The 17,632-nt window shown below is 45.5% G+C and carries 16 protein-coding genes; 7 read left to right on the forward strand and 9 right to left on the reverse strand.

Annotated elements, in window-relative coordinates; translation table 11 throughout:
* Positions 1 to 11 precede the first annotated feature (11 nt).
* Positions 12 to 989, reverse strand: coding sequence for a cation diffusion facilitator family transporter (locus tag QY97_RS03850; RefSeq protein WP_039230357.1), 978 nt, complete (start codon positions 987 to 989; stop codon positions 12 to 14).
* A gap of 169 nt (positions 990 to 1,158) precedes the next feature.
* Between QY97_RS03850 and QY97_RS03855 the strand changes: the two genes are divergently transcribed.
* A complete protein-coding gene (locus QY97_RS03855; protein WP_039230359.1) occupies positions 1,159 to 1,947 on the forward strand; it encodes a TIGR00266 family protein in 789 nt (262 codons plus the stop codon).
* Between the two features lie 69 nt (positions 1,948 to 2,016).
* Here QY97_RS03855 and QY97_RS03860 read toward each other — a convergent pair whose 3' ends face one another.
* From QY97_RS03860 to QY97_RS03870, 3 genes are all read right to left on the reverse strand, one after another.
* Positions 2,017 to 2,988, reverse strand: a complete 972-nt coding sequence (locus tag QY97_RS03860; protein ID WP_039230362.1) for a ring-cleaving dioxygenase — start codon at positions 2,986 to 2,988, stop codon at positions 2,017 to 2,019.
* Between the two features lie 68 nt (positions 2,989 to 3,056).
* On the reverse strand, positions 3,057 to 3,728 hold the full coding sequence (gene wrbA, locus QY97_RS03865; protein WP_175286633.1) for an NAD(P)H:quinone oxidoreductase: 672 nt from the start codon (positions 3,726 to 3,728) through the stop codon (positions 3,057 to 3,059).
* A 251-nt stretch (positions 3,729 to 3,979) separates the two neighbouring features.
* Complete coding sequence (locus tag QY97_RS03870; protein WP_046128671.1) at positions 3,980 to 5,134, reverse strand: multidrug effflux MFS transporter; 1,155 nt, start codon at positions 5,132 to 5,134, stop codon at positions 3,980 to 3,982.
* Positions 5,135 to 5,344: 210 nt separating this feature from the next.
* On the opposite strand from QY97_RS03870, the gene QY97_RS03875 reads away from it, so the two are divergent.
* Positions 5,345 to 6,337: a LacI family DNA-binding transcriptional regulator gene (locus QY97_RS03875; RefSeq protein ID WP_198402926.1), complete on the forward strand. Its 993-nt coding sequence runs from the start codon at positions 5,345 to 5,347 to the stop codon at positions 6,335 to 6,337.
* Positions 6,338 to 6,943: 606 nt separating this feature from the next.
* Here the strand turns inward: QY97_RS03875 and QY97_RS03880 are convergent.
* From QY97_RS03880 to QY97_RS03890, 3 genes are all read right to left on the reverse strand, one after another.
* Entirely contained in the window at positions 6,944 to 9,601 is a 2,658-nt protein-coding gene (locus tag QY97_RS03880) for an MMPL family transporter (protein WP_039230365.1), read from the reverse strand.
* 4 nt (positions 9,602 to 9,605) lie between these two features.
* Positions 9,606 to 10,052, reverse strand: coding sequence for a MarR family winged helix-turn-helix transcriptional regulator (locus QY97_RS03885; protein WP_039230367.1), 447 nt, complete (start codon positions 10,050 to 10,052; stop codon positions 9,606 to 9,608).
* Between the two features lie 127 nt (positions 10,053 to 10,179).
* On the reverse strand, positions 10,180 to 11,283 hold the full coding sequence (locus tag QY97_RS03890; RefSeq protein WP_039230370.1) for a 5-methyltetrahydropteroyltriglutamate--homocysteine S-methyltransferase: 1,104 nt from the start codon (positions 11,281 to 11,283) through the stop codon (positions 10,180 to 10,182).
* A gap of 208 nt (positions 11,284 to 11,491) precedes the next feature.
* Between QY97_RS03890 and QY97_RS03895 the strand changes: the two genes are divergently transcribed.
* The 5 genes from QY97_RS03895 to QY97_RS03915 all read left to right on the forward strand — a co-directional run bounded on the left by QY97_RS03895 (position 11,492) and on the right by QY97_RS03915 (position 16,304).
* Complete coding sequence (locus QY97_RS03895) at positions 11,492 to 12,049, forward strand: MEDS domain-containing protein (protein WP_039230373.1); 558 nt, start codon at positions 11,492 to 11,494, stop codon at positions 12,047 to 12,049.
* 315 nt (positions 12,050 to 12,364) lie between these two features.
* Positions 12,365 to 13,180, forward strand: a complete 816-nt coding sequence (locus QY97_RS03900; RefSeq protein ID WP_039230375.1) for a carbonic anhydrase — start codon at positions 12,365 to 12,367, stop codon at positions 13,178 to 13,180.
* A 137-nt stretch (positions 13,181 to 13,317) separates the two neighbouring features.
* A complete protein-coding gene (locus QY97_RS03905; RefSeq protein ID WP_039230377.1) occupies positions 13,318 to 13,659 on the forward strand; it encodes a hypothetical protein in 342 nt (113 codons plus the stop codon).
* Positions 13,649 to 14,938, forward strand: coding sequence for a Y-family DNA polymerase (locus QY97_RS03910; RefSeq protein WP_082090159.1), 1,290 nt, complete (start codon positions 13,649 to 13,651; stop codon positions 14,936 to 14,938). The genes QY97_RS03905 and QY97_RS03910 overlap by 11 nt, the downstream gene beginning before the upstream one ends.
* A 199-nt stretch (positions 14,939 to 15,137) precedes the next feature.
* Positions 15,138 to 16,304 (forward strand): M20 metallopeptidase family protein, encoded by a 1,167-nt coding sequence (locus QY97_RS03915; RefSeq protein ID WP_039230383.1) that lies wholly within the window; start codon positions 15,138 to 15,140, stop codon positions 16,302 to 16,304.
* Between the two features lie 74 nt (positions 16,305 to 16,378).
* Here QY97_RS03915 and QY97_RS03920 read toward each other — a convergent pair whose 3' ends face one another.
* Both QY97_RS03920 and QY97_RS03925 read right to left on the reverse strand, forming a co-directional pair.
* Positions 16,379 to 17,002, reverse strand: coding sequence for an alpha/beta hydrolase (locus QY97_RS03920; RefSeq protein ID WP_039230514.1), 624 nt, complete (start codon positions 17,000 to 17,002; stop codon positions 16,379 to 16,381).
* A gap of 19 nt (positions 17,003 to 17,021) precedes the next feature.
* Positions 17,022 to 17,630: a flavin reductase family protein gene (locus QY97_RS03925; protein WP_039230386.1), complete on the reverse strand. Its 609-nt coding sequence runs from the start codon at positions 17,628 to 17,630 to the stop codon at positions 17,022 to 17,024.
* Between the last annotated feature and the right edge of the window lie 2 nt (positions 17,631 to 17,632).

Raw genomic sequence — 17,632 nt, forward strand, 5'->3', positions numbered from 1 at the left:
CAGCTGCCTGGTCAAACATTTTTGGCTTCTCTATCCGCCGGATATGTCCATCTTGTTTTCCCATCATCTTCTATAATCCCGAGCGTCACATCAGCCACATCTGACTCTCTCAGCAGACGATCCATGAGGCGGAACTTAATATCATCAGCCTCTGCAAGAGAAAGGCCTTTTGTCAGCTCGACAATCCCTTCTACATGATAGACCCGTCCTTCCTGAATGACCCTCAACCTGTAAATGTCAACTACATCTGTATCAGAAAGTAAAATGTCAGCCAGCCTTTTCTCCACATCAGCCGGCGCAGCCACACCAATTAAACCAACCATGTTGTCATAGCCGACCCGGAAAGCTACAAAAATCATCAGCAAGCCGATCAGGGTCGTAAAAATGCCATCCGCACTAAGTATGCCGAAAAACTGCGCAAGAATAATGCCTATTAGAGCGAGAATAGCACCAGACGTCGCGACCAGGTCTTCATAAAACACCAGACGTGTAGGCGGCGAAGCTTTTGCTACATTCTTAAAGGCAGTGGTGAAGATATTTCCTGCACTTTCCGCTTTCGCTTCCTTTTTAATCTCTTTCATGGCTTTTACTAAGATAAATCCATCCACAACAACAGCTGCCATAAGGACGAAGAAGTTTAGCCAAAAATCACTTGACTCCTCTGGATGCTGAAGAAGCTTCCAGCCTTTCATAATTGTCTCGTAGGCCATAATGGTAACAACAATGACCGCAATCATACAGAATATATTTACAACTCTCCCGAACCCTGTAGGAAAGCGCTTAGATGGCTTCATCTCAGCCAGCGCACTTCCGAAATAAACGAACCCCTGGTTCACTGCATCTGCTAATGAATGCATAGCCGAGGCAAACATCGTTCCGCTTCCGCTAAGGGAGGCGGCGATGCCTTTTAACACAGCAAGCCCTGTATTACCTAGCGCAGCAATACCTGAAGAAGTATTCCCTTTCTTCATCAATTGAATAAATCCCATACTCTTCCTCCTTCCTATTTCTTTATTGGTTTACCCAAAGTTTTTTCTTTTTAATTCTTTTTCTCCTTACTTCCTCATTTTCTCTTTTATTATTGAAAGGAAAAAACAAAATAGTGAAACTATTCCTTTATTTATTGCGTATAGAAGGAAAAGAAAAGGGGGAAGAAAGATGAACAACCATGAGATTGATTACAAAATTTATGGAGATGATATGCAGTTCGTCGAAGTCGAGCTTGATCCAAGAGAGACCGTGATCGCTGAGGCGGGCAGTTTAATGATGATGGAAGACGGCATTGAAATGGAAACCGTATTTGGGGATGGATCCAATCAAGGAAGCGGCTTAATGGGGAAGCTTCTTGGTGCCGGCAAGCGAGTATTGACAGGTGAAAGTCTCTTCATGACGACCTTTACAAATGAAGGCCAAGGGAAGAAGCACGTGTCCTTCGCCTCGCCTTATCCAGGAAAGATCGTTCCTATGGATTTAAGCATGCTGAACGGTAAAATTATTTGCCAAAAAGATGCGTTTCTTGCAGCTGCCAAAGGCGTATCTGTCGGTATCGAGCTTCAGCGTAAGCTGGGCACGGGCTTCTTTGGCGGCGAGGGATTTATTATGCAGAAGCTGGAGGGTGACGGAATGGCATTTGTGCATGCTGGCGGCACAATCCATCAGAAAACATTGGCACCTGGTGAAGTACTGCGCATTGATACGGGCTGTTTAGTCGCTATGACAAGTGACATTGATTATAATATTGAAGCCGTACGCGGCATTAAAACAGCCTTGTTTGGCGGTGAAGGTTTATTCTTTGCTACCTTGCGCGGACCAGGTACTGTATGGGTACAGTCCCTTCCATTCAGCCGACTGGCAAGCCGCGTCTTTGCAGCCATGCCGCAAACGGGCGGTTCCAAAGGAGAAAGCGGGATCGGCGGCCTGTTCAACATGTTTAGTGATAACGACTAATCAGCACTTACCCATTAAAATAAGCCGTTTTCTTTTTTCGATACGAATAAAGGAAACGGCTGTTTTTTATTAATCATCTAATACTAAAGGCCGTAAATTTTCTTCAATTTCCTGCCGGCGCGGTTCTAAAAACGGCGGAAGGGCGAGCCTCTCTCCCAGTGATTCAATAGGCTCATCCACATCAAATCCAGGCTCATCGGTAGAGAGTTCAAACAAAATATCGTTCAGCTCCCGGAAATATAGAGCCTTAAAATAATAACGCTCTACTTTGCCGGAATGGCGCAAGCCGCTTTCTTGCAACCTCTTTGCCCACTGGTCATAGTCTTCCATCGTTGGCACCCGGAACGCCACATGATGAACGCTTCCTCTGCCCGGACGTTCTTTTGGAAGATCAGGTCTTGTCTCTACGTGTACTTCTGCGCCTGCCCCGCCTTTTCCCGTAGCAAATACCCGAATATCCGGGTGTTCCCCGGTAATGGATGGGTAGGAACCTTCCTCCCTGAAGCCCAATAGCTCTGTCAATACACGGGCCGTCGGCTCTGCGTTCGCCACTGTTAGCGTAACGGGTCCGAGCCCGATGATGCCATGCTCTTTAGGTACTTCGCTTTGCTCCCACGCTTCACCAGGTGCTACACCTTCCTCCTCATTATCGGCGACTAACACCATCCGTGTCCCCTCTTCATCCTGAAAAGCAAGTGTGTCACGCCCAGCCCGCTTCTTTACATCTTCATGGGAAACGTTCAGTTGTGTGAACCGCTCCTTCCAGTAAAGAAGAGAATCCGTATTTTTTACTCGCAAAGAGATAGATGAAATACTGGAAACCCCCGGATACGTTCGTCCCGCCATCGGAATATCAAAAAAAGTGACTTCTGTTCCCGGGCTCCCATTCGCATCGCCGTAAAACAGATGGTAGGACCTGGTGTTATCCTGATTGACCGTTTTCTTCACGAGCCGCATACCAAGCACCTTTGTGAGAAACTGGTAATTCTTTTCTGCCTTTCCCGTAATCAAGGACACATGATGCAATCCTAGCAATTCCATCACAATCCTCCCCTCTATAACCTTAAAAAGCGGCAGCATGCCGCCGCCGCATTTTATTTATCCTTTTCTTATTGCATGCCGTTCTTGATTGCTTGAGTAACGGCTACCGTACGCTTTGCCTGATGCTTTACAGCTCCTTGAACATCTTCTACCATCTTTCCATTCTGGTCTACCGTCACGCTTGTTCCGTACGGATTTCCGCCTGCTCCGAAAAGAACGGGATCTGTATATCCAGGAGCCGCAATGATCGCACCCCAGTGCATCATGGATGTATATAATGATAGAAGTGTTGCTTCCTGTCCGCCATGCGGGTTTTGCGCAGAAGTCATCGCGCTGACCACCTTGTTCACGGTCTTCCCGCTGGCCCACAGGCCGCCCTGTGTATCAAGGAACTGCTTCATTTGGGATGGCATGTTTCCAAAGCGCGTTGGTACGCTGAAGATAATTCCATCTGCCCACTCAATGTCTTCAGATGTAACAACCGGTACATCTTTTGTCGCTTCTACCGTTGCTTTCCATGCCTCATTGCCCTCAATAACAGATTCAGGAGCTAACTCTTGCACCTTAAATACTTTTACTTCTGCTCCTGCTTCCTTTGCTCCTTCTTCTGCCCATTTGGCTAATTGATAGTTTGTTCCACCCATGCTGTAGAAAATAACAGCTACTTTAACATTCGCCACTTCATTCATCTCCTCTTCATTTTCATTTGATTTTCCAAAAAGACGGCTGAACCATCCCATAGTTACCACCTGCATTCTGCAATTATTCAAAAACAGACAGTGTTAGGTTTCCCGTTCTATTTGTTAAATAAACGGTTATCCCTAAAACTCTTTAACTAATATATCTCGAATTCAAAGTAATTATAAGATAAGGCTCGAGCCTATGTCAATACGCTTGCTTGCAGTTATTTTAATTTTTCTGAATTTGTTCACAACAAAGACCGAAAGCAACAGCTTTTGGTCTTGTTGTGAATAGCAAGGATTCCTCTTTATCATCTGTGGCGGCATAGTATCACATAAGCCAAAATAGCTGAGAGATGACAAGCTGTCATGATCATACCCATCGGTAAAATCGTGCTGCCAGCGCCAATGCCGGCGAGCGGAGCGGCAAACGCGCCGAAAATATAAGGCATAAGGCCAAGAAGAGCGGAAGCGCTGCCCGCTGTCTTTTCTTTATCACTTAAAGCGAGCGAAAAACATGTTGTTGAGACAACCCCTACACTCGCCACAGCAAAGGCGAGCGGAATTAACACAGCCACAAGTGAAGCTTCTGCGGCAAGCATCCATAGGAGTGAACTGCTGCCGGCGATAGCCATCACCAGCCCTCCCTTTAGCAGCGTTCGTTCTTGGACTCTTCCCGCCAGCCTTCCTGTGATTTGTGTAGCCGCAACGATAGCCAGCCCATTTACCGCAAAGCATAAACTAAACTCTTGCGGAGACAGCCCATAGTAACCCTGCAGCACAAACGGCGAACCCGAAATATACGCAAACATCGCCGCTGTAACAAAGCCTTGGACAAAACAAAATCCCATGAATACTTTATCTGTCAACAGCATCTTAAAAGTATGTAGTGTTTGCTTTATGCCTCCACTGGACCGGTGCTCCGCTGACAACGTTTCGGGCATACCGGCAGTCACAGCGATAAAAGTAATAACACCAATAATGGCTAATACACCAAATACTCCTTGCCAGGACATAAAGGAAAGAAGCTGACCGCCGATAATCGGTGCCAAGATCGGTGCCGCTCCATTTACAAGCATAGTTAAAGCAAAAAACTTCGTTAATTCCGCTCCTGAATACATATCTCGAATAACCGCTCGGGAAATGACAATTCCTGCTGCTGCGGCAGCTCCCTGAACGAATCGCATGAAAACCAATCCCCAGATGGACGGCATAACCATACATAAAATAGAAGCAGCAGCAAAGATGGACAGCCCTGCCATAAGCGGGCCTCTTCTTCCCTTTGTATCACTTAGCGGTCCTGCCACAATTTGCCCCGCCGCAAGCCCTATAAGAAAGGCCGTCAAGCTCAGCTGGCTGATAGAAGCAGAGGCGTTTAAATCGTTTGCCAAGATGGGCAGTGCTGGTAAGTACATATCAATAGATAGCGGCCCGAATGCTGCTAATGAGCCAAGCAGCAGCACCATCCATAAGCGGTTAGGGTTTCCTGACACTTCCCCTCGTGCCAGCTGCCTCGCTGCAGACTGTTTCACATTTTCTCCTCCTTGTCCCTAACGGTGGTATACCGTTTGCTTCTTTCATCATACCCCAATCCTATGCAGCAAACTATCCCTTCTTCACTTCTTTCTTCAGGGTATCTCAGGTCGTGTATAATGAAGAGAAAGAGAGGTGTTCGTATGAAAACAATCGCGGATATTGCGAAGCTGGCCGGCGTCGCTAAAAGCACAGTCTCCAGGTACTTAAATGGCGGATCGATCAGTGACAAAACCAAGCAGAAAATCGAGCGGATTATCGAGGAAACCGGCTACACGCCCAATGCATTTGCTCAAAGCCTGAAAGCAAAAAAGACCAACATGGTCGGTGTCATCGTTCCTCGCCTGGACTCTTATGAAGCGTCACAAATACTGATCGGCATCGAAAATGAGCTGCGCCTTCTGAACAGTCAAATGCTAGTTTCCCATACTAACCAAAGCATCGAGCGAGAGATTGAGACTCTTCATACTCTGGCCAAACAGAAGGTAGCTGGCATACTTTTGCTAGCTTCACAGATTACAGACGCCCACGTCCAAGCAATCCAGGAAATTGACGTTCCCGTGTTGTTAGTCGGGCAGGAGCACGAAGGGATACACAGCCTGGTGCACAGCGATGAAGAAGCTGGTTATGCCATGGGGAAATACATTATCGAGCAAGGCCACCGGCGGCTCGCTTTTTTAGGGGTAACAGAAGCAAATAGAGCAGTCGGCTTTAAACGAAAAGAAGGCTTTAAGCGGGCCGTAAGGGAAGTCAGCAACTGTGAGGTTCATTACTTCGAAACTGGCCTAACGATGCACGAAGCTGTAGAAGGAGCGCTAGCTGTGTTTGATGGTTATTTTCCCTCTGCCCTCATTTGCGCGACAGATGAGATCGCTATTGGAGCCGTAAAAGCCGCTTATAAGAAAGGAATGCATGTGCCGGCAAATATATCTGTTACAGGATTCGGCGACTATGATATTACAGCTATGATGAACCCTGCCCTTACGACAGTTAAGCTGTATTTTGCAGAGATCGGAAGAACAGCTGCCCAGCATATCATCCAGCTTGCCAACGAAAAAGACGTCCCTATGCTCACCCATTCGAGCTTCGAGATCGTCACAAGAGAAAGTGTAGATAAACGATTTGTTCCCAATTGATCCCTGAGAGACCCTATTTGCCGAAAGCTTTTAGAACCTCTCTAAATCAGCTTGGGAGCATATTTTTTATCCTTTTTTGGAACCGGTTCCTCAATTTTGGAACAATTCCATCTGTTTTATCCATTTTTGAGGAACCGGTTCCAAAACCTATTATAGTAAGGCCTGGTTTTATCCTAGATAAAGTCATTACTCCCTCTCTCGATCCAGCTGCCTAGTCAGTCGAAAGCTGGCAAATAAGGAAGGTGTCTTTTTCGTAAACCATATTTCGACACTAATATTCGCACATTTATTATTCTAAGATACTAAAGTAGTTTTTGAGTATAGGAATTTTTTCATCCTCTATGTATATTTTATGCATAAACATTGATGTATAAGCATTTGACTAGATAGAGGTGTTTTCTATTTTTTGCTTCTGCTTGTGCGTTTAAACCGTTGCCTGGCTGGTCGATCTGTTGGATATTTCCCAGATACAGGCGAAAATCTTCCTCTTATTTCTGTTTTTTGTCCTTCTCTCAAAGACATTTCCTCTTATTCATTCAACTTATTTACACCTAGTTATCCACAAAAAAATAGAGCTGCCTCTTGTGCAGCTCTATTTCTATGAAGCTATTTTCTCTTGAATGGCCACCAGACTCCCGATCCGAAAGAAACCGTAATAGCTGGAATCAATAGCGGAAGAATGATCAATCCATACAGCAGCAGTCCTGTAATAACAATGGTCGCAATTTGAACAAGACTTAGTACGCCGGACGGCATCATGGCACCGAACGTACCTGCTAGAATAACCGCTGCGGTAATGACCACTGTTCCCATTTTAACCATAGACTTAGCCATTGCTTGTGCAGTCGATACACCGTCTGCCGACTCTTCACGGAAACGATCCAATAGGAAGATAGAGTAGTCAATGCCAAGTGCAACAAGCATAACAAATCCAAAGAATGGTACTGCCCATGTAATTCCGTCATAGCCGAGCCAGTTAACAAAGATCAACTCTGCCACAGCCATAGATGTGAAGTATGTCAATAGAAGTGAACCGATCATATACAGCGGCATGATCAGTGACCGGAATAACACGGCCAGCGCGATAAACAATGTAATCAGCATAATCGTTACTGTGTTTTCAAAGTCTTCAGAGGCTATCTCTTTCAAGTCGCTATTCATACTTGATACACCGCTATAAGCAACCTCGGTCTCTTCAAATGGTGTACCGATGACTGCTTTTCGAACAGTCTCTTTTATTCTTTCTACTGTTTCAATTGCCTGTGGTGAATATGGATCATCAGATAAAATCACTTCAAATGTTACACCTGTTTGTTCTCCAATCGCATATCGGTCCAGAACCTGCTGGAACTCCTCATTATCTAGTGTTCCTTCAGGAATGAATACGCCGGTTTCTCTTAAGCTGTCAGACTCACTCATTTCTTTCATCATAGAAGAAACACTGTTTAAGCCGTTTTTAATCTCGGATAATCCCCTGTTGGCTGCGCCAGTTCCTTCAGACAACTGAGTTAGCCCTTCCTTCAGCTGGGCTGTTTGTCCAGCCGTGCTTGCCAGCTGTTCGGAGGCACTCTGGATACCTTGCTGAATCTGGCCGAGCTGCTGTTGAAGCATGCCAAGCTGCTGTACGGTTTGTGGAATGTTTTGTGTAGCCTGCAGCCCCTGAGACATCAGTCCAATTTGTTCATTAATCTGACCAAGCCCTTGGGCAGCCTCTCCTAACCCTTGGGCACCTCCAGCTGCTTCTGATTCACTCGGAAGCTGGCTTGTTATGTCATCTAACCCTTGTTGAATATCCGTCAGACCGCTCTGTACATCCACAAAAGCATTTTGCGCTTCCGTTAGGCCATCAGCTAGCTGTTCAAGCTGGTGATCCACATAAAGATCTTCAAGGGCCTCACCTGTTGGACGAGTCATCGCACGTACGTCGCTTACACCCTCTTCTTTCTCAATCGCTTGGCTGATGGATTCCATATATGGCACCGTTGACTCTGTCACGATGTCCTCTTCCGCTTTCAGAATCACTTGAACAGGCAAGGAATCACCTTTTCCAAATCCCTGTTCGATAGCCTCCAACCCTTTTACAGATTCATACTGACTGCCGATCTCATCTACTGTGTTGTAAGATTGCTCATTTCCATACGTGAATAGAAGCGGAACGGTAATCACTGCGACAACCAGCATGGACCACAGCGGCCGTTTAACCGACAGACGGCTGAACCACTGCCAGATCTTGCTGTCCTGATGAGCCGTTGACTTCCTCGACGGCCAAAACAGTTTATCCTTCAATGCAGCCATAAAGAATGGCATCACCGTAAATAAAACAACCAATAAAACGGCAATCCCGACTGCTACGCCTACAGCCGATTTAAAAATAGGAAACTCGGCAAAACCAATAGCGGAGAAACCGATGAACACAGCGATACCGCTAATAAGAAGCGTTCTGCCTGCTGTTTTATACGTATTAACAATCGCATCCTCTACTCCATGACCAGCAAACAGCTCCTCTTTGTATCTGCTGAGCAAAAGAATACAGTAGTCTGTTCCGATACCGAACAGCACGGCTACTAAAAATATTTGTGTATAGTTCGACACCGGGAACCCAAACCAATCAATGAAGAAGGCAACGATCGACTGGCTGAGCAGGTAGGTGATCCCCACTGTTAACAGCGGAATAAACGGCGTCACAATCGACCGGAATACAGCCAGCAGCAAGACAAAAATCAATACGACGGTAATGACTTCTGTACGCTTAAGCCCTTCTTGTGCACTTTCATTTACATCATTGTTAATAACCGCTTCACCTGTTACATAAGCTGTCTGATCCTCCGGAACGACAGACGAGCGTATTTCCTCCGCCAGCTCGTTCACTTCTTCATCTGTACCGTCTACAGTGATAGGCACGAGAATTGTCTGCTCATCCTCCGAAACGAGCTGCTCTCTCAGTTCTTCACTCTCGAATGGATTTAGGACATCCTGTATTGGGCCATCCATTTGTTCTAAGTCACTTACCACTTGTTCAATCGTCTTCTGCATGCCTTCACTCAGCTTATCCTCCAGTGGAAAAACGAGTGAAATGGTTTGATCACCAGCACCGGCCGTCTCCAAAATTTGAAGGGCGCGCTGGGAATCAGCATTGTCTGGAAGCTGGAACGTTCCTGCTTCTTCTGCCTGCTTCGTTAAGTTAGGCGCTACGATAAACAGGACTGCCGTTAACAGAATAAGACCGATGGTAATCGGCCATCTCCATTTTAATATCTGTCTCATTTACTTATTCTCCATCCCATCTTAGAATATTTTTCAGCTTGCGGAACATGGCAATGAATTGTTCTACCTCTTGCTCTTCTACCTGCCCCGACAACAGCTGTTCCAGGTATTCATACAACACACGATCCGATTGAAGAACGATCCGTGCTCCTTCTTCTGTCAGTTCAAGGAGCTTCGCCCTCTGGTCTGTCTCCGTCTTTACCATTTGAATCAGTCCTTGATCACTCAGCTTCTTCAGACGATTCGAAATCGCGCTCTTATGGACTCCCTGCACATCCGCAAGCCTTCCTGAGGTGATCGGTCCGTACTTGTGTATAATCTTCAACATTTGTATTTGCTGCGGCGAGTATTCCTTCCATAACGGATTATCCACCGACCTAATCACACGAGCTGTGCCGAAAATCATCACCTCTTCGAAGAGCTCTACAGCCTCGCGTATTTGCTTATTCATTTAGTTCACCCCCTAAACCATAATAGTTTAGGGGGTGAACTAAATCAACCAAAATGTTTGTAAATAAAAAGCTTGTCCTGTCGCCGCAGTGATTCGGCACAGGACAAGCCTTTATTTTCTAATGAGTTTATTTCCACACGTCGTTAGCAATGCTGACAACATGGCGGATTTTCGCCCATTGCTCTTCCTCTGTAATAATGTTTCCTTCCTCTGTAGAAGCAAAGCCGCACTGTGGGCTTAAGCAAAGCTGGTCGAGGCCGATGTACTTACTAGCTTCTTCGATGCGTGCCTTGATCTTGTCCGGGTCTTCCAATTCACCTGTCTTGGACGTAATCAAGCCGAGCACGATCTTTACGTCTTTTCGATTAACGTGCTTTAGTGGCTCAAAGCCGCCAGATCGCTCATCATCAAATTCAAGGAATAGGCCATCAACGTTTAACTTACTGAAAATAGTTTCCGACACATTGTCATAGCCGCCCGTGGACGTGTAAGTTGAACGGAAATTACCGCGGCAAATATGCATCGTAATCACCATATCTTCCGGTTTATCAGCAATAGAATCGTTTACTGCTTTTGTAAACAGCTTCACTAATTCATCTGGCTCGTATCCTTTTCCTTTGATTTGTTCTTTTCCTTTCTCTGACAAGAAAACAGCCCAAGACGTATCATCAAGCTGCAAATAGCGGCAGCCCGCATCATAGAAAGCCTGAATAGCCTTTTGGTAAGCAGCCGTTAAATCCGGCAACAGCTCCTCTAGATTAGCATACGCCTGCTCTTCAACATTTCCACGTAAGAGGAGCATATTCGGACTTGGTATCGTAAACTTCGCTGTATGATCCCCGGCTAGATTATGTAAAAACTTATAATGATCGATCATTGGATGATCGCCAAAATCAACTTTACCTGTTACTTTAATTCCTTCTGCCTTCGTTTGCACGCCGCTGAACTGAATGCCTGCTTCCGCTTCGTACAGCTCGACTCCTTCTAATCCTGACAAAAAATCAAAATGCCACCAAGAACGACGGAACTCTCCATCCGTAACCGCCTGCAAACCTGCATCCTTTTGTTTTTGGACAAGCTTAGTGATTTCTTCATCTTCTATCGCACGCAGCTGTTCAGCTGTTATTTCTCCATTTTGCTTCTGCTGGCGTGCCCCTTTAATGCGTTCGCTTCGTAAAAAACTGCCTACATGATCCGCTCGAAATGGAGCTCGCTGTAAAGCCTCTGCCATATTACTCTCTCCTTTTCTGTGTCTAGTCTTACATGATCTTATCATGAATATTAGTTTTTTTGGCAAATTTCTGTTGTTTTTTGAATGAGCCGGCAGAAGAAACGACAATTACAGGTAACAAATTGGAAATTAAGAGGAGTTCTATAGCACGATATCGAATTAACAACTTAGAATATCTCTTAGTTCACATAGAGGGGAGGGCTGATGAATGAAGCAAAGGATGATCGAGTCAATAGAGGGTCTGCAGCGAACAGAGGGCGGGCATATTCTCTATTACTTTCGCGATATAGAGCGATATGCAGACAATGTCGTTGCTTTTATCCTTTCCAATGTGAAGCTTGAACATCATATTCTTATCATCGAAAACGATAAGATCACTCCCTTAATTCGTAATAAGCTAAAACCATTAATCATAGAAGAACAATGGAACTACGTGCATTTTATTAATAACTTTGATTTCTACTTTACGTATGGTGATTTTCATGAAGCAGCTATTCTCTCTTACTTTATGAAAATCGCTCAGCCCTACTTAGACAATGGCACCTCCCTGCGTGCGTGGTCGCACGTAGAATGGGGGCACCTGGACACTACCGCCTGCCTGATTGAGAGGGTTGAAAAAATGTCAGACGAGCAAACTTCAGCGCTGGGATTAACACTTGTCTGCGCTTATGAAGTCGATCGGCTGCCTGATACTATGAAAGATACACTGGTCAAACATCACCAATTTATCATGACGGATGAAAAAATTATCTCTACAGACCAATGAAGACGTGTATTAGCCTATTCACCAAGAGGAACCGAAGGAGCATACCTTCCTATTCCTTCGGCTCCTCCCACTCACCTGCCCGTTTACTTATCCACTGTGAACTCTTCCAAGACTCTGAACGACCAAACTCCTGCATAGAGCAAAGGACCTCTATTTTTCCCTACCCTTTTCTAAGTCAAGCCTTTCTGCTTACAAGCTAGTAGTCTATTTCTATCAAAATGTTATATATCCTCATTTTTTCACGAATATTATTTGATATTTTATCCATTTCTAGTAACCTTTTCTTAAACAAAATAAAAGGAGAGGATCGTAGCGATGAAGAAATTTGCTTATCCATTTTTAGCTATATCTTTAGGCCTTTCATTAGGCGCCTGTTCTGAGCAGGTAACAGAAACAGACACTTTAGAGCAAGAACAAACGGCGGAAGCGAATCAAGTCAAGACAGCCGCTTGGTCATATGAAGGCGGCACAGGACCTGAGAACTGGGGAGAGTTAGACACCTCTTACTCAGCATGTACCAATGGACAGGAACAGTCACCCATTAATGTAGAATTCTCTAAAATACCAGCAGGCAATACAACAGCAAATACAGCGATTCACTATCAAGCAACTCCTTTCTCTTTAGCCAACAACGGTCACACTATTCAAGCAAATACCACTGCAAAAGATAACACCTTAGTCATCGATGGAAAGAAATATGAGCTTGCTCAGTTCCATTTCCATACTCCGAGCGAGCACCAATTCAACGGTCAGCACTATGATATGGAATTACACCTCGTACATAAAGATGCCGAAGAACATCTCGCTGTTCTCGGCGTCATGATTCAAGAAGGAGAGAAAAATGAAGCATTATCCGCTCTTTGGGAGGCACTGCCTTCAGAGAAAACCCACGAAGACATTTCAATTGAAAGCCCTGTGCCATTGCAGGCTTTACTGCCCAAAGATCAAACATCCTTTCAATATAACGGCTCACTGACTACACCGCCTTGTACCGAGGAAGTAGAGTGGATCGTGTTCGAAGAGCCTATTCAAATGTCGAAGGAGCAAATTCAAGACTTCCAGCGTATTTTCCCTGAGAATCACCGTCCCGTTCAGCCTTTAAATAAGCGTGACGTGCTGCAAGCTGAATGATTACTCGTATTTACACAGAGCCCCTCTCTTAGGAGAGCGGCTCTTTTTGTTGTTCTTTTGTAAGAATATTTGATAAACGAAACATTTGTTCGTATAATAATAAAAACGAACTAATGTTCCCGAGGAGGATACCGAAAATGCTATATGAAGATCGCAAAATGATGAAGTGGCGGGGCTTTCTTCTTTCTGAACATGCCGAGCAGCTGACCGAGCCAGAAGTAATAAACGAAGAAAATCTAATGGACGAACAGGCAAAGGAAGCATTTGACCACATGATCAGCTGCTCTTATCATAACGGGATGCCCGTCACTATGTGTATACATGTGCTTGGCAAACCTCCTGTTCAAGTGACCGGAATCGTCCAAAAGCTGAATGACCCGCCAGGCTGCTTAAAGGTCGCCGGGAAAGGAACCATACATATAAAGGATATCCTGACCGTTGAGCTGGTCGATACGAAGGATGAAAGGTATGAATATTGACTACTCTCAGCTTCCTAAGCGTTCTGTTCTTTGTATCGATGTGAAGTCCTTCTTTGCCAGCGTTGAAGCCGTACGGAGGAAACTTCACCCTTTGCAGGCCTATATCATCGTGATCGCCAATAAAAAGCTCCCCGGCTCCGTGGTTCTAGCTGCGTCTCCCCGCGTCAAGAAGGAATTTGGCATCACTACCGGCTCACGCGCCTTCGAAATACCGCCCGATCCCCGGCTAGTGCTTGTTGAGCCGTCCATGAAGCTTTATTTAAAGGTAAATAAAATGATCATTCGTATATTCCAGCGCTTTGTTGCTAATGAAGACCTGCATATTTACAGTATTGATGAAGCCTTCCTGGATGTAACCGCTTCAGAACGGCTCTTCGGAGATAAAATCGACATTGCCCGGCAAATCCAGCGCACGGTTTTTAAAGAATTAAAGTTGGTTGTCACTATTGGCATCGGAGACAATCCCCTGCTGGCGAAGCTGGCACTCGATAATGAAGCAAAGGACGCAGCAGACGGGCTTGCTTATTGGTCCTATGCCAATATTAGAGAGACCGTTTGGAAGATTCCCGACTTAAAGGATATGTGGGGCGTTTCCAGCGGCTACATAAAGCAGCTGCACAGCCTTGGCATCCACTCTGTCTATGAACTGGCCCATGCTAATCCATACGTACTAAAAGACCGCTTAGGCTTATTAGGCCTGCAATTGTTTTATCATGCCTGGGGAGTAGACTACAGCATTTTGTCGGAGGGATCCGCTTCGAAGGAAAAGTCCTTTTCTAAAAGCCAAATTTTAATGCGGGATTATTATAAATTAAAGGAAATACATATCGTCATCCGGGAGATGGTAGATGAAGTTGCCATGCGGCTTCGTGCCCACAAACTAACCACTGCAAGAGTTGCCCTCGGCATTACATACACAAAAGATATAGAAGCAAAAGGTTTTCGATGCCAGATGACACTCGACCGGGGCACCAACGGCACAAGAGAGATTCTAACCTCCTTCCAGCTTCTCTTTAAAAAACACTGGCACGGACAGCCCGTTCGTCAAATATATATCTCCTGCAGCAAATTAGCTCCCGCCAGGTATGAGCAAATCGACTTTTTCCTTTCCGATAAAATGACGGAACGCAACCGTGCCATTGATCAAGTGATGGATGAGCTTCGCCTGCGTTTTGGAAAAGGGATTATTTTTTGGGGCTGCAGCCTGCAGCAGGGAGGCACCTTCCTTCAGAGAGTGCACCATGTTGGCGGGCATAAAGGGGAAACTGCCTTTGACTAAAAGGTTCATTGAACTATTAAAACGACGGCATGTCTCACCAATCCGCTGCATAATAACTACTATAAAGCGAGATAGCCCGAAGGAAGAGATGTCATTGTCATCCGTTTCGCCCTGATGAAAAATAGAAAAAGCAATCTTCAACTACTAAAAGCGACGCGTTATAAGTACTGGAACAACCATTTAACAAGGGGGAAATACAATGAGTCAGCTGAAAAAGGAAGCGGAGAAAATAAAGAAGGATTTGGTTCATTGGAGGCGAGCGCTTCATGAACGTCCTGAACTGGGGTTCGAGGAATACGAAACCTCAGCTTTTATACGAGCGAAGCTGGCTGAGATGGGCTTAAGCTGCCAAACCATCGCAAAGACAGGCGTGGTTGCTCTTATACAAGGAGAAAAAGATGGTCCCACTATTGGCTTACGTGCTGATATAGACGCCTTGCCAATCCAGGATGAAAAGCAGGTCCCTTACGCCTCAAAAAGCCAAGGAAAAGGCCACTTATGCGGACATGACGCACACACCGCCATGCTTCTCGGCGCCGCCAAGCTTCTGGCAGCAAATAAACCGAAAAAAGGAAACGTCAAACTGATTTTCCAACCAGCTGAAGAAGGCCGCTTTGGAGCAGAAGCCCTTATTAAACATGGTGTATTGGAGGATCCAAAAGTGTCGGTTATTGCCGCCCTCCATGTGAATCCTGTTATACCTGCGGGCCATGTCACCTGCTCTCAAAAAGAAGTATGTGCGGCGGTTGACTTTTTCGATATAGATATCATCGGTGAAGGCGGGCACGCCGCACACCCGCATCTTTCTGTTGACTCGATTGCAATGTCGGCGGAAGTGATCTCCTCCTTACAGCAAATTGTCAGCCGCCAGATCGATCCTCTCTCGCCAACGGTATTGACCATTGGACAAATCCATGGCGGAAGTGCAAACAGCGTGATCGCTCCTTCTGTAAAAATTGGCGGCACCGTGCGTACCTTTGATCCTGATATTCGTCATTCGATGGAAGGAAGAATTGATAAAATTCTCCGAGGCATTACCGAGGGGCTAGGAGGATCCTATAAATTAGTCTACCGTCATATTTATCCGCCTCTCATGAATGATGAGCATTTGATCCCTTCATTAATGAACACAGTGGAAAAAGTTCTAGGGAAAAACCGTTTTTCGTTCTCCAAACCCTCTATGGGTGGAGAAGATTTTTCCTTCTATACTCAGAAAATCCCCGGTATTTATTTCAGGCTTGGGGTAAGAAATGAATCAAAAAAAGCGATCTATCCCCTTCATCACCCCCGATTCGACCTGGATGAGGACGCGCTGCCTTATGGCGCTGCCTTATTGGCTCAATACGCACTGGATTTGCTGCAATAGTACTTTTCTTTATTAAGAAGCTAAAAGGCGAATCAATATATGAATTGATTCGCCTTAGGTCCTTTAAAAGCTATTCATTTATCAGCCTGAAAAGTAGACTGACCTTTATACCAGCGAGCGGCTGCTTCTACCTCTTTGTACGTCAGCTGATGACCAAAGCTCTCCCAATGCAGGGTAACTTCAGCACGAGCTTCCTCTAATAAGGAGGACAGTTCTTTTGACTCCTCCGGTGAACAGATAGGGTCATTGGTACCCGCCGCAATAAAGACCGCTTTGCCTGATAAGTCAGGCAGACGGATTCCCCTTCTCGGCACCATCGGGTGGTGAAGGATCGCTCCTTTCAGGGCGTCTTGATAATGAAACATAAGACTGGCTGCAATATTTGCTCCGTTCGAATAACCTACAGCCACTACATTATTTCGGTTAAATGAATACTTGCCTGATGCCTCATCGAGAAACTCATCCAACTCTTTTGTGCGAGCAATGAGATCTTCTTCATCAAATACCCCTTCCGCAAGCCGACGGAAAAATCGCGGCATGCCATTCTCAAGTACATTTCCTCTTACACTTAAAACAGATGCTTCATCGTCTATTTCTTTAGCTAAAGGCAAAAGATCCTGTTCCGTTCCTCCAGTACCATGGAGCAAGAGCAAGGTTGGTTTGGCAAGGTTGCTGCCCTGCTGAAAAATATGCTTCATATTCATATGCTTCCCCTCTCTATTTCGGCCTTTCCAAGGTGAAAATATCGCCGATCTTGGCATAATCGTTGCCGGCTAACCGGCTGACTGCCTTCAGCCTATCCGCACAGATTTTGCCGTTTTCATATACATCTTCATTAATATGGAACTGCACGATCTTTCCAATTAGTAAATCCGTCGAGGGATGTTCCCCGCCCCCGAGCTCAAGAACATGTTCTAATACACATTCCATGCGGATTTTCGCTTCCTTTACACCCGGCACCGAAACCACTGTGCTGTCCACAGACTGAAGTCCGGATGCTTCTACTTCACTTTTATCCGGCGGAAGCATAGCAGCCGTTTCATTGACTTGTTTAACATTTTCTTCATCAACAATGTGCACGACAAATTCTTTTTGCGCAATGGCATTGCGTGCCGTGTCCTTCTGTATGCCTTTTGTCCGCTGAACAGCCACAGAAAGCATAGGCGGGTCGGCAGATACAATCGAAAAGTAGCTAAAAGGTGCCCCGTTAATGACTCCCTCCTTTGTTTGAGTCGTAACAAAGGCAATCGGCCGCGGCACGATACTGCCAATCAGCAGCTTGTAATTCTCCCTTATGCTATTGGATGATGGATCAATAGAAAACAACG

The sequence above is a fragment of the Bacillus thermotolerans genome (assembly GCF_000812025.2).
Classification (GTDB): domain Bacteria; phylum Bacillota; class Bacilli; order Bacillales; family Domibacillaceae; genus Quasibacillus; species Quasibacillus thermotolerans.